The organism is Burkholderia sp. 10_S31 (assembly GCF_056930375.1).
Window position 1 is genome coordinate 3,576,261 of sequence record NZ_JBXOWK010000003.1, and the last position, 13,210, is coordinate 3,589,470.

Sequence of the window (13,210 nt, forward strand, 5' to 3'; positions counted from 1 at the left end):
CGGAACCCGACGTCGAGCCCGCTGGACGTGTCAGGAATTTCGTGTGCTGAGGTCGGTTAAAAAATCTCAGCTGATGGCGGCAGTGAATCGCTCGCCGAACAGAATGGCGAACTGATTGACTGCTTGCCGCCAAGTGATAGGCGGCATCTTCCAATCCTTTTCGATGTTGCGCAAGGCGAGAAACAGCAGTTTGCTGGCGGCTTCGTCGCTCGGGAAGTGGCCGCGATTCTTCACGATCTTGCGCAACTGCATGTGCATGCTCTCGATGGCGTTGGTCGTATATACGATTCGACGCACCTCGGGCGGATAGGCGAAGAAGGGAATCACCTGCTCCCATTGGCGCTGCCACATGGCCGCGACGGTAGGGAATTTGCGGCCCCACTCGCTCTGCGCAAAGGCATCCAGTGCCGCTGCTGCCGCCTCGGCCGTGGCGGCCTGGTAGATCGGCTTGATTGCGGCAGCCAGCGGCTTGCGGTCCTTCCAACTCGCCAGATTCAGCGAATTTCGGATCAGATGCACGATGCAGGTCTGAATTTGGGCCGCCGGATAGACCGCCTCGATCGCCTCGGGGAAACCGCGCAAGCCGTCGACCACCGCGATCAGAATGTCGTGCAAGCCGCGATTCTTCAGCTCGTTGAAGACCTTCAGCCAGAACTTGGCGCCTTCGGTTTGCTCGATCCACAGACCCAGCACTTCCTTGCGGCCGTCGGCGCGAATACCCAGCGCCAGATAGACCGCCTTGTTCTTGACCGTGCCTTCGTCGCGAATCTTTAGCCGCAGCGCGTCGAAGTACACGATCGGATACATGGCCTCGAGCGGGCGTTGCTGCCACTGCTCGACGTCGGCCAGCACCTCGTCGGTGACCGTCGAAATCAGATCGGGCGACACCTGCAGTCCGTACATTTCCAGCAGATGGCCCTGAATCTCGCGAACGCTCATGCCGCGCGCATACATGCTGATGACATGATCGTCGAAGCCGGGCAGCCGGCGTTGATACTTGCCGACCAATTGCGGCTCGAACGTCGCCTGCCGATCGCGCGGAATATCCAGCTTCAGTTCGCCGTTGGGTGTCAGGACCGTCTTGGGGCTCGTGCCGTTGCGGTGATTGCCGGCCTTGCCTTGCTCGGTCTCGGCTTCCAGATGGTGGCTCAACTCGGCCGCGAGCATGCGCTCGGCCAGCTGCTTCTTGAGCTGGCCGGCCAAACCCGATTCGCCGAGGATCGACTCGGCATCCTTGCCCTGCACCTGGGCAAGCAACTGATCGATCAGCTCATCGGGAAACAGCTTCGGCGCCTTCGGGTTCTTGCTCTTCTTGGTCACGGTTGCATCGGTCATAGGACGTTATTTCCGTTATCGTCTCATGACCTCGGCACACTAAAAATCTGACAGGCTCAGCCCGCTGTCCGTTGCCCGTTGCCCGTTGCCCGTTGCCCGTTGCCCGTTGCCCGCTGCCCGCTGCCCGCTGCCCGCTGCCCGCTGCCCGCTGCCCGCTGCCCGCTGCCCGCTGCCCGCTGCCCGCTGCCCGCTGCCCACCGCCCACCGCCCACCGCCCACCGCCCACCGCCCACCGCCCACCGCCCACCGCCCACCGCCCACCGCCCACCGCCCACCGCCCACCGCCCACCGCCCACCGCCTGCATCGCACGATCCCCGCTGGCGAGGCCTATTGCGCACTTGCCGGCGGCACCCAGCGGCCCGCCAAGTGCAACCCGCTTTTTTCTCTCCGTCTTGGGCCCCGAAGGTTGCACGCGCGAGCCGAATCGGCGCGATCAGGGAAAACACCGATCCGTCGACCACGGGCAACCCCTAGGTTGCAACCGTCTAAGTGGCTGATTATATTGACTAACCTGAGGGTGCAACCAGTCTTGTAATTAGGTTGCACCTTTTTATTGCGTGCCGTAGGATTTCGCGCATCCTCTCACACCACATTGCCGGGCTCGCACCGGCGCACGAACCCACCATGGCAAGCACGACTCTCGGCGTCAAAGTCGACGACCTTCTCCGCTCGCGCCTGAAAGACGCGGCCGCGCGTCTCGAGCGCACTCCCCACTGGCTGATCAAGCAGGCGATCTTCGCGTATCTCGAGCGGATCGAGCACGGCCAGCTGCCGCCCGAGCTGTCGGGAAGCACCGGCGTGACGGAGCTCGCCGACGGCCAGACGACAGATGGCGACGACGACAATTCGCCGCATCCGTTCCTCGAGTTCGCGCAGAACGTGCAGCCGCAATCGGTGCTGCGCGCGGCGATCACGGCTGCGTATCGCCGCCCCGAGCCGGAATGCGTGCCGTTCCTGCTGGGTCAGGCGCGCCTGCCGGCGAACCTGCAGGCCGACGTGCAGACGCTCGCGACGGCGCTCGTCGAGGCGCTGCGCGAGAAGAGTTCGGGCGGCGGCGTCGAAGGGCTGATCCACGAGTTCTCGCTGTCGAGCCAGGAAGGCGTCGCGCTGATGTGTCTGGCCGAAGCGCTGCTGCGCATTCCCGATCGCGCGACGCGCGATGCGCTGATCCGCGACAAGATCAGCAAGGGCGACTGGCGCTCGCACGTCGGCCACGCGCCGTCGCTGTTCGTGAACGCCGCGACCTGGGGGCTGATGATCACCGGCAAGCTCGTGACGACCAACAGCGAAGCGGGCCTGTCGTCGGCACTCACGCGCCTGATCGGCCGCGGCGGCGAGCCGCTGATCCGCAAGGGCGTCGACATGGCGATGCGCCTGATGGGCGAGCAATTCGTCACCGGGGAGACGATTTCCGAAGCGCTGGCCAACAGCCGCAAGTACGAAGCCCGCGGCTTCCGCTACTCGTACGACATGCTCGGCGAAGCGGCGACGACCGAAGAGGACGCGCAGCGCTACTACGCGTCGTACGAGCAGGCGATCCACGCGATCGGCAAGGCGGCCGGCGGCCGCGGCATCTACGAAGGCCCGGGCATCTCGATCAAGCTGTCGGCGCTGCACGCGCGCTACTCGCGCTCGCAGCAGGACCGCACGATGAGCGAGCTGCTGCCGCGCGTGCGCGCGCTCGCGCTGCTCGCGCGCCGTTACGACATCGGCCTGAACATCGACGCGGAAGAAGCCGACCGTCTCGAACTGTCGCTCGACCTGCTCGAGGCGCTGTGCTTCGATCCGGAGCTCGCGGGCTGGAACGGCATCGGCTTCGTCGTGCAGGGCTACCAGAAGCGCTGCCCGTTCGTGATCGACTACCTGATCGACCTCGCGCGCCGCAGCCGTCACCGCCTGATGATCCGCCTGGTCAAGGGCGCGTACTGGGATACCGAAATCAAGCGTGCGCAGGTCGATGGCCTCGAAGGCTATCCGGTCTACACGCGCAAGATCTACACGGACGTGTCGTACCTCGCGTGCGCGAAGAAGCTGCTCGCGGCGCCCGACGCCGTCTATCCGCAGTTCGCGACGCACAATGCGTACACGCTGGCCGCGATCTATCACCTGGCCGGCCAGAACTACTACCCGGGCCAGTATGAATTCCAGTGCCTGCACGGGATGGGCGAGCCGCTGTACGAGGAAGTCACGGGCCGCGACAAGCTGAACCGCCCGTGCCGCGTGTACGCGCCGGTTGGCACGCATGAAACGCTGCTCGCATACCTGGTGCGCCGCCTGCTGGAGAACGGCGCGAACACGTCGTTCGTGAACCGCATCGCCGACAAGACGGTGTCGGTGAAGGAACTGGTCGCCGATCCGGTCGACGAGGCGTCGAAGGTCGTGCCGCTCGGCGCGCCGCACGCGAAGATCCCGCTGCCGCGCAACTTGTACGGCGACGAGCGCCCCAACTCGATGGGCCTCGACCTGTCGAACGAACACCGTCTCGCGTCGCTGTCGTCCGCGCTGCTCGCGAGCGCGCACCATCCGTGGCGCGCGGCGCCGATGCTCGCCGACGACGCGCTCGCCGATGCCCCGGCGCGCGACGTGCGCAACCCGGCCGACCAGCGCGACGTGGTCGGCACGGTCAGCGAAGCGACGGCCGAACACGTGAGCGCGGCGCTCGCGCACGCGGTGGCTGCCGCGCCGATCTGGCAGGCGACGCCGGTCGATGCGCGCGCCGACTGCCTGGTGCGCGCGGCCGACCTGCTCGAAGCGCAGATGCACACGCTGATGGGCCTGATCGTGCGCGAAGCCGGCAAGTCGCTGCCGAACGCGATCGCTGAAATCCGCGAAGCCGTCGACTTCCTGCGCTACTACGCGGCGCAGATCCGCGACGAATTCTCGAACGACACGCACCGTCCGCTCGGCCCCGTGGTCTGTATCAGCCCGTGGAACTTCCCGCTCGCGATCTTCATGGGCCAGGTGGCCGCTGCACTGGCAGCCGGCAACACGGTGCTCGCGAAGCCGGCCGAACAGACGCCGCTGATCGCCGCGCAAGCCGTGCGCCTGCTGCGTGAGGCCGGCGTGCCGGCCGGCGCGGTGCAACTGCTGCCGGGCACCGGCGAGACCGTCGGCGCGGCGCTGGTCGCCGATCCGCGCACGCGCGCGGTGATGTTCACCGGCTCGACCGAAGTCGCGCGCCTGATCAACAAGACGCTGTCCGCGCGCCTCGATCCGGATGGCAAGCCGATTCCGCTGATCGCCGAAACGGGTGGCCAGAACGCGATGATCGTCGACTCGTCGGCGCTCGCGGAGCAGGTCGTCGCGGACGTGATGCAGTCGTCGTTCGACTCGGCCGGTCAACGGTGTTCGGCGCTGCGCGTTCTGTGTCTGCAGGACGATGTCGCGGACCGCACGCTGACGATGCTGAAGGGCGCGATGCACGAGCTGGCGCTCGGCAACCCCGACCGGCTGTCGACGGACGTCGGCCCGGTGATCGACGGCGAAGCGAAGCAGACGATCGATACGCACGTCGTGACGATGAAGGACAAGGGCCATACGGTCACGCAGCTGCCGTCGCCGGAAGCCTGCGCGCACGGTACGTTTGTGCCGCCGACGCTGATCGAGATCGGCAGCATCGACGAGCTGAAGCGTGAAGTGTTCGGCCCCGTGCTGCACGTCGTGCGCTATCGCCGCAGCCAGCTCGACAAGCTGCTCGAGCAGATCCGCGCGACGGGTTACGGCCTGACGCTCGGGATCCATACGCGGATCGACGAGACGATCGCGCACGTGATCTCGAACGCGCACGTCGGCAACATCTACGTGAACCGCAACGTGATCGGCGCGGTGGTCGGCGTGCAGCCGTTCGGCGGCGAAGGGCTGTCGGGCACGGGCCCGAAGGCCGGCGGCGCGCTGTACCTGCAGCGCCTGCTCGCGACGCGTCCGTCGGGCCTGCCGCGTTCGCTCGCGCAGACGCTGATCGCGGACGGCGCGGTCGAAGGCGAGCAGCGCGGCAAGCCGGCGGCGGCGCTCACCGCGCTGCGCGATTGGCTGATCGAGCAGCGCGAACCGGCGCTGGCCGCGCGTTGCGACGGCTATCTGGCGCAGGTGCCGGCCGGCGCGACCGCGGTGCTGACCGGTCCGACGGGTGAGCGAAACACGTATACACTCGGCCCGCGCGGCACGGTGTTGTGTGTCGCGGCGACGCCGGGCGGTGCGCGCGCGCAGTTCGCGGCGGTGCTGGCGACGGGCAACCGCGCGTTGTTCGCCGGTGCGGCGGGCGAGGCGCTGGTCGCGGCGCTGCCGGCCGCGCTGAAGGCGCATGCGGCCGTGCGCAAGCAGGCCGACGCGCCGTTCGACGCGGTGCTGTTCGAAGGCGACAGCGACGAACTGCAGACGCTCGTGAAGGACGTCGCGCAGCGGCCGGGCCCGATCGTGTCGGTGCAGGGCGTGTCGGCGGGCGCGTTCGAGAACGGCGACGCGGAAGACTATGCGCTCGAGCGGCTGCTGACCGAGCGCTCGGTCAGCGTGAACACGGCCGCGGCGGGCGGCAATGCGAATTTGATGACGATCGGCTGACCATCCTTGCCGTTCGGATCAAACAAAGGATGCGGCAAGGCGATCCCGAAGCCGCTCCATTTACCCTGGTACCAAGGAGAAGCTATGCAACACACGATGAAAAAGCTGGCAGGCGCGACGTTCGTCGCTGTCATGTCGCTGGCGGGGACGGCTCATGCGGACGACGTGAAGATCGGTTACGCAGGGCCGATGACGGGCGCCCAGGCTCACTACGGCAAGGATATGCAGAACGGGATCGCGCTCGCGCTGGAAGACTTCAACGCGACGAACCCGAAGATCGGCGGCAAGCCGGTGAAGTTCGTGCTCGAGACGCAAGACGACCAGGCTGACCCGCGCACCGGCACGACGGTTGCGCAGAAGCTCGTCGACGACGGCATCAAGGGCATGCTCGGCCACTTCAACTCGGGCACGACGATTCCCGCTTCGCGCATCTACGCGAACGCCGGCATTCCGGAAATCGCGATGGCGACGGCACCGGAATACACGCAGCAGGGTTACAAGACGACCTTCCGCATGATGACGTCCGACACGCAGCAGGGCTCGGTGGCGGGCACCTTCGCGTCGAAGGATCTCGGCATGAAGAAGATCGCGATCGTCGACGACCGCACGGCCTACGGCCAGGGTCTCGCCGACCAGTTCGAGAAGGCCGCGAAGGCCGGCGGCGCGACGATCGTCGATCGTGAATTCACGAACGACAAGGCCGTCGACTTCAAGGCGATCCTGACCAAGCTGAAGGCGGCGAAGCCGGACCTCGTCTACTACGGCGGCGCGGACTCGCAGGCAGCGCCGATGGTCAAGCAGATGAAGACGCTTGGCATCACGGCACCGCTGATGAGCGGCGAAATGGTGAAGACGCCGACGTTCCTGAAGATCGCGGGCAACGCGGCCGACGGCACGATCGCTTCGCTGGCAGGCCTCCCGCTGGAAGAAATGCCGGGCGGCAAGACCTACGCCGACAAGTACAAGAAGCGCTTCGGCGAAGACGTGCAGACCTACTCGCCGTATGCGTACGACGGCGCGATGGCGATGCTCAACGCGATGAAGAAGGCGGATTCGACCGATCCGGCGAAGTACCTGCCGGTGCTCGCGAAGACCAACATGGCCGGCGTCACGTCGTCGCACGTCGCGTACGACGCGAAGGGCGACCTGAAGAACGGCGGCATCACGATGTACAAGGTCGAGAAGGGCGAATGGAAGCCGCTGAAGAGCATCGGCGGCAAGTAAGCAGTCAGTCTTGACGTGGGGAGCGGGCGGCGGCCCAACGTTGCCGTCTCGCGCCTCGTGCGAAAAAGCCACCAGTCCCGTCGGGGCCGGTGGCTTTTTCTTGGGGGGTACGCAGCCGGCAGGACATAGGGGGCTTGCAGGCGGTGGTGCAGGCGGGTCGCCGCATGCGTACGTGCCAGCGCATCGCCGTGATCGGCGGCAGTATGACGTTACTTGCCGTCGCAGCACTTGTTAGGGCAATCGGGCAGGAAGGAAATTTCCACACGCCGGCCATTGTCCACGTCGCCATGCGAATAGACGCGAGCGCTTTTCTTGATGGTCCCGCGTAAAAAACCTAGTTCCTCCAACAGCGCATACGCGGTTTGCAATCTCGATTGCGCAAGGGCCGGTGCTCCCGGTTCACTTTCCTCGGCATGGCCGCTGATCAGTGTCGTTTCTTTGGTTGGGTGATTTGCATAATAGAGTTTTTGGTCGGCTACCCATTTTGCAATGCGGACGATCTCCGAATGCGATATGTGCGAGCTATCTCTCGAAAAGTAGACGTCGAAGTTTTCGCTGGCGATGCATGCGAATACCGGATTGGAGGTGAGAAGACTTAGACCAAGAATAAACTTAAGCATTGTAAATGACGTATCCTGCAATACTGTCGGCATTGTTGATTGCTTGATTCGGATTTTCGGCTCCAAACGCCAAACACTCCTCCATGAAGTATCTGTGATCCTTGGTTCCCATTGTGTCATCGAAATGACTCACCTCATGAATCAGAGTGGAAACTACGGAATCTTTTTCCCATGAGAAGTCTCGCATTGTACAAAAATCGGGATGTATTGCGATCGTATGAGTTACGGTATCCGGCGAACACACTGATGCAGCGACTCCCGATTTGTTCGGATTTGGAACGCATCCAATATGTTTGAATCGCTCGCTATCCCATCGCGTGAAATTGTAGCCTGTGAGTGCCTTTAGTACTCGAGCGATTGCAGTCAGGCCTGTTAATACCGTTATGCGGGTGCCTTCATCGGTTCTGCCGAACCACTGTAATACGCGTGCCTTGTCAGCGTTCGACCAGCGCTGCAAATCCTCGATTCTTTTGTCGACGAGAGAAATGGCTCGATCGCGCATACTCAATACCATTTCCCGGAATTCCTTGTTTGTCATGTTGTGACATATTTTTTCGGTATTGATTGTTACTTCCACCATCGACCCCGGATTGGTGTTGGTGACTGCGCCTGAGTGTACGAGGAACCATTCTCCGCCGTCATTCACATCAAAATTTTTCATTGCTTCAATGTTCCGTCGTATAGATTTTCAGAGTTGCCGAGACGTCGGTGGCGATCCGATGTGTTTGCCCGGCCGTGTCCGTGGTGCCCGTGAAAATCTGGCCAGTGTCGGTAACGATTCGGTAGCGGATGTTCGCGAGCGGGCGGCGGGAGTCATCGAGCAAGGTGAATTGCTCGTCGTGTACGGCAGCCGATCGAGCAAATGACCGCACGGCTGCATCAGATTTGCGCCCATTCAGCGCCGCAGTCTCTCCTGCAGTAAAAATCATCCGCATGCCGCGCTCAGCATAGAAGATCGGCGACGGGTTGCATCCGCAGACATTCATATCCCCGCTCAATGCCCACTGTTTGCCGTTCGGGCCGGTACCGGGCCAGCGCGGCCCTTGCGGTGCGATGTACCCTTCACGCTTGCAGGCCGTACAGTAGGTCTTCATATCGAGCGTGGCGATATGGACCCTCGGCGGAGGATTGGAACAGGTCACGGTGTCGAGGCCTTCGACAATCACCGCTTCCCCGGCGCGGTCGCCTTTGGCAAGAAAGTAGCGGATCATGGGCGCTACCTCAGTGGGGCATGGACGAGCGGGTGACGACGCTAAATACAACTGACGACGCTACGCCTTGTCGCTCGGGGCTATCGGTGATCGTGTCGCCGTTATCGAGTCCGCTGCCAACGAATGCGAGCGGCGCGAAGTCGGGCCCGTCGGCCAAACCCAGACCGCTCGTCACGCGCGCGATTGAACCGTCCGGATAGTGGATCAGGTCGCCCACCGTGGCAGCCTTTCCCAAGTGCGGCGCTACCTCCCACGTCCCGGAAGGCTCGCGCAATACACCGCCGCGCGCTGTTGTCGCGCCACGTACCGCCAGTCTGTAGGCGGGCGGCGCGAGCGGCGGCACATAGGTCGGATCGAACAGGCCCGCAACTGCCCATCCGCCACGTGAATGCCCCATGAACTGCGCAGCGTTTCGGTAATGCGGTCGCCGTTGCTCAACCGGCTGCCCACCAATGCGAATGGCTTGCCTCCGCTATGGTTGTTTCCCGCGCCGTCGATAATCGCGGCCTCGCTGCCGTCGTCATAGGTCACTACATCGCCGACGCAGGCGACTTCCAATCCAGCCAAGGTCAGGCCGCTGGTTGCGGTGGTGACACGTCCACCGCGTTCCGTGAGCGCGCCAACGGTGGCGAAAAGATGGGTCGGTGCTTTGAGTTCGTTTTTCATCCGGCTTCCCTGTTTCAGTAAATGGAATGGCTGCCTAGAGACGCTATTCCAGATAAGAAACATCGATCAATCGGACGAATATGATTCAGTACCGGTAACTTCTATTACTTGTTCCGTTCCACTTGTTGCATTGACCGCGCGTGCGCGAATGCGTTAGGTCAGATGTCGCGGATAGGCAATGGTGCCGTATCCCGCTTTTGGGTTCGCAAAGGGGATATGAGTGTGCGAGCTACCAGTGCGCCGGCTCAATCGCGGATACTTAGTCTCTGCGCATGCGCAGCAGGAACTTCTGCAGCTTGCCGGTCGGCGTGCGCGGCAGCGTTTCCGCGAACACGAATTCGCGCGGGATCTTGTACGCGGCGAGCCGCTCGCCGCAGAATGCGCGCAGCGCATCCGCATCCGCATCCGCATCCGCATCCGCATCCGCATCCGCATCCGCATCCGCATCCGCATCGGGTGCGGTGCCCGCGCGCAGCACGACATGCGCGACGACCGTCTCGCCCCAGTCGGGATGCGGGACGCCGACGACGGCGACCTCCGCGATCCCGGGATGCGCGCCGAGCACGTCCTCCACTTCCTTCGAATAGACGTTCTCGCCACCCGTGACGATCATGTCCTTCAGCCGGTCGACGATGAACAGGTAGCCATCCTGATCGATCCGCGCGATGTCGCCGGTGCGGTACCAGCCGTCCGGCGCGAACGCGGCGCGTGTCGCGGCCGCATCGTCGAGATAGCCGAGCATCATGCTGTCGGTCTTCAGCCAGATTTCGCCGGTCTCGCCCGGCTGCGCGTCGATGCCGTCCATCCGCACGACGCGCAGGTCGACGCCCGGGCCGCCGTGGCGGCCGATCGAGCCGGCCTTCGCGATCTGCTCGTCCGGATACAGCGTCGTGCCGGCCGGGCCTGTTTCGGTCATTCCGTACACCTGAAAGAACGCGTCGCTGCGATACGCGCGCGCAAGCCGTTCGGCCTGCGCGGCGCCGATCGGGCCGCCGCCGTACAGCCATGCGCGCACGCTCGACAGGTCGAACGCCGCGAAGCCGTCGACCGTGTCGAGCGGCAGCGTGTACGACACCGGCGCGCCGAAATACAGCGTCACGCGCTCGCGTTCGACAGCCTGCAGGAAGCGCAGCGGATGGTATTCGCGCAGCAGCACGACGGTGCCGCCCGCGTACAGCGTGCCGCCGAACCAGTTGTTGAGCGGTGACGAATGCCAGATCGGCATCGCCATCAGCGTGCGCTCGTTGCGGCCGATACCGATCGCGAGCGCGGCTTGCATCGCCGCGAGCGTCACGGTGTGGTGGCTGTGCACGCAGCCTTTCGGGCGGCCGGTCGTGCCGGACGTATAGAGGATCTGCGCGACGTCGCCGTCGGCCGGCTCGATGCCCGCGAGGCCGTCCATCGTCGCGCACAGCGTGTCGAAGCACGGCACGCCGTCGAGTTCGCCTTCGGTCACGAGCTGTCGTGCGGGATACACGATGCGCTCAACCACCGGCGCGAGCGCCACGTCGAACAGCAGCGCCTTGCTGCAGCTGTGTTCGAGCAGGTAGTCGACTTCCGGCGCCTGCAGCTTGTGATTGATCGGCACGAACGTCGCGCCGAGCCGCCACGCGCCGAACATGAGGTCGACGAAGGCCGGCGTGTTGAAGCACATCGCGGCGACGCGGTCGCCGGCCGCGATGCCGAGCGCGCTCAGCACGGCCGCCGCGCGGTGCGAGCGGGCACGCGCGGCGGCATAGGTGATCGTCGCGGATTCGCTGACGACGAACGGCTTGTCGGGCGTCGCACGGGCGGCGCGGTCGAGGGCGGCGACGAGATTCATCGGGGCTCCGGGCGGGCGAACGAAGGCGAACCGGGATGTAGTCAGCGATCCGCGACGGGCATCAGGCCGGGTACGCGCGCTGCAGCAGCGCGGCGACGTCGAGCGCGTGCGGATCGAAGCCGCCCGCGATGCGGCCCCAATCGGGGGCGGCGAGCCGCGTCGCGATGAACGCGTCGGCGACGGCCGCGGGCGCGTCGCGCCGCAGCAGGCACGCCTGCGCGAGGAGCGCGAGCCGCTGCGCGAACACGCGGGCCGACGCCTCGAGCGTGTCGGCCGGCGCCGCGAGCATCGCGCGCAGCGCATCGAGCGCCGCGCGGATGCGCGGTTCGCCCGCGCCGAGGTCGGCCAGTTCGTCGAACAGCGCGGCGGCCGCGTCGGGTTCGCGCGACACCGCACGCAGCACGTCGAGGCACATCACGTTGCCGGAGCCTTCCCAGATCGAGTTGACCGGCGCTTCGCGGAACAGCCGTGCGATCGGGCCGTCGTCGACGTAGCCGTTGCCGCCGAACACTTCCATCACCTCGCCTGTCAGCTCGACCGCACGCTTGCAGACCCAGAATTTCGCGGCGGGCGTGACGATGCGCTTCCACGCGCGTTCGCGCGGCGAGTCGTCGCGCTCGAACGCGTCGGCCAGGCGCATCGCGAGCGCGAGCGCGGCCTCGCTTTCGAGCGCGAGATCGGCGAGCACGGTGCGCATCAACGGCTGCTCGGCGAGCGCGCGGCCGAACGCGTGGCGCTGGCGCGTGTACGCGATTGCCTGCACGACGCCCTGGCGCAGCATCGCCGCGCTGCCGAGCACGCAGTTCAGCCGCGTGTGGGTGGCCATCTCGATGATGGTCGGAATCCCGCGGCCTTCGTCGCCGAGCATGATGCCCCACGCATCGTCCAGCTCGATCTCGCTGCTCGAGTTGCTGCGGTTGCCGACCTTGTTCTTCAGCCGCTGGATCTCGACCGCGTTCTTCGTGCCGTCCGGCCGCCAGCGCGGCACATAGAAGCACGACGGGTTGCCGGCTTCGGTGCGCGCGACGACCAGGTGCGCGTCGCACATCGGCGCGGAGAAGAACCACTTGTGGCCGCGCAGCCGGTATTCGCCGCCGCGCCCGCCCGCGCCGACCGCGGTCGCGAGCGTCGTGTTCGCGCGCACGTCGGAGCCGCCCTGTTTCTCGGTCATCCCCATGCCGAACCAGATCGAGCGCTTCTCGGCGACCGGCACGTCGCGCGGATCGTAGTCGTCGCTGTACAGCTTGTCGCGCAGCAGGCCCCACAGCGCGGATTCCTTCTGCAGCACCGGAATCGCGGCCTGCGTCATCGTCGCCGGGCACAGCGTGCCGGCCTCGATCTGGCCGTGCAGGTAGAAGCCGGCCGCGGTCGCGGCCCAGCGGCCGGGGCGCGACTCGCGGAACGCGAGCGACACGAAACCTTCGTTGCGGTACAGGCCGAGCAGCGCATGCCAGGCCGGATGGAAGTCGACGCGGTCGATGCGCCGGCCGCGCCGGTCGAACGCGTTCAGCTCCGGCGTGTGGCGGTTCGCTTCGTCGGCGAGCCGCGCGGTGTCGGCGCTGCCGAGCCGCGCGCCGTACGCGTCGAGCCGCGGCACGGCCCAGTCGGCGCCCGCGCGGGCGAGCGCCTCGCGCAGCGCGATGTCGGTGGCGAAGAGGTTATAGTCGACCAGTTCGTCGAACTGGTTCGTGACGGCATGGGTCGATTCGGTCATCGGGCTGTCTCCGGTCTCATGCTTCGCGGTCTGCCGATCGGGGCCGCACCGCCGGCGTTT

At 65.4% G+C, this 13,210-nt stretch carries 10 protein-coding genes; 2 read left to right on the top strand and 8 right to left on the bottom strand.

The window, feature by feature from the left end; genetic code table 11:
• Positions 1 to 66: 66 nt before the first annotated feature.
• Positions 67 to 1,335 (bottom strand): IS256 family transposase, encoded by a 1,269-nt coding sequence (locus tag AC1Z3W_RS36810; protein WP_483507115.1) that lies wholly within the window; start codon positions 1,333 to 1,335, stop codon positions 67 to 69.
• A gap of 625 nt (positions 1,336 to 1,960) precedes the next feature.
• Here AC1Z3W_RS36810 and putA point away from each other — a divergent pair.
• Positions 1,961 to 5,893 carry a trifunctional transcriptional regulator/proline dehydrogenase/L-glutamate gamma-semialdehyde dehydrogenase gene (putA, locus tag AC1Z3W_RS36815; RefSeq protein WP_483509486.1) on the top strand — a complete coding sequence of 1,311 codons (3,933 nt, stop codon included), beginning with the start codon at positions 1,961 to 1,963 and terminating at the stop codon, positions 5,891 to 5,893.
• An 84-nt stretch (positions 5,894 to 5,977) separates the two neighbouring features.
• On the top strand, positions 5,978 to 7,117 hold the full coding sequence (locus AC1Z3W_RS36820) for a branched-chain amino acid ABC transporter substrate-binding protein (protein WP_057927949.1): 1,140 nt from the start codon (positions 5,978 to 5,980) through the stop codon (positions 7,115 to 7,117).
• Between the two features lie 209 nt (positions 7,118 to 7,326).
• On the opposite strand, the gene AC1Z3W_RS36825 is transcribed toward AC1Z3W_RS36820, so the two are convergent.
• The 7 genes from AC1Z3W_RS36825 to AC1Z3W_RS36855 all read right to left on the bottom strand — a co-directional run bounded on the left by AC1Z3W_RS36825 (position 7,327) and on the right by AC1Z3W_RS36855 (position 13,150).
• A complete protein-coding gene (locus tag AC1Z3W_RS36825; protein WP_483509487.1) occupies positions 7,327 to 7,737 on the bottom strand; it encodes a hypothetical protein in 411 nt (136 codons plus the stop codon).
• Complete coding sequence (locus tag AC1Z3W_RS36830; protein WP_483509488.1) at positions 7,730 to 8,398, bottom strand: M35 family metalloendopeptidase; 669 nt, start codon at positions 8,396 to 8,398, stop codon at positions 7,730 to 7,732. Before AC1Z3W_RS36830 ends, AC1Z3W_RS36825 begins: the two co-directional genes overlap by 8 nt.
• Positions 8,399 to 8,402: 4 nt before the next feature.
• Positions 8,403 to 8,948, bottom strand: coding sequence for a PAAR domain-containing protein (locus tag AC1Z3W_RS36835; RefSeq protein ID WP_124835713.1), 546 nt, complete (start codon positions 8,946 to 8,948; stop codon positions 8,403 to 8,405).
• A gap of 10 nt (positions 8,949 to 8,958) precedes the next feature.
• Positions 8,959 to 9,165, bottom strand: coding sequence for a hypothetical protein (locus AC1Z3W_RS36840; RefSeq protein ID WP_244104923.1), 207 nt, complete (start codon positions 9,163 to 9,165; stop codon positions 8,959 to 8,961).
• Positions 9,166 to 9,191: 26 nt separating this feature from the next.
• Entirely contained in the window at positions 9,192 to 9,614 is a 423-nt protein-coding gene (locus tag AC1Z3W_RS36845; RefSeq protein WP_483509489.1) for a PAAR domain-containing protein, read from the bottom strand.
• A gap of 259 nt (positions 9,615 to 9,873) precedes the next feature.
• On the bottom strand, positions 9,874 to 11,436 hold the full coding sequence (locus tag AC1Z3W_RS36850; RefSeq protein ID WP_483509490.1) for a class I adenylate-forming enzyme family protein: 1,563 nt from the start codon (positions 11,434 to 11,436) through the stop codon (positions 9,874 to 9,876).
• Between the two features lie 61 nt (positions 11,437 to 11,497).
• On the bottom strand, positions 11,498 to 13,150 hold the full coding sequence (locus AC1Z3W_RS36855) for an acyl-CoA dehydrogenase family protein (protein WP_483509491.1): 1,653 nt from the start codon (positions 13,148 to 13,150) through the stop codon (positions 11,498 to 11,500).
• Between the last annotated feature and the right edge of the window lie 60 nt (positions 13,151 to 13,210).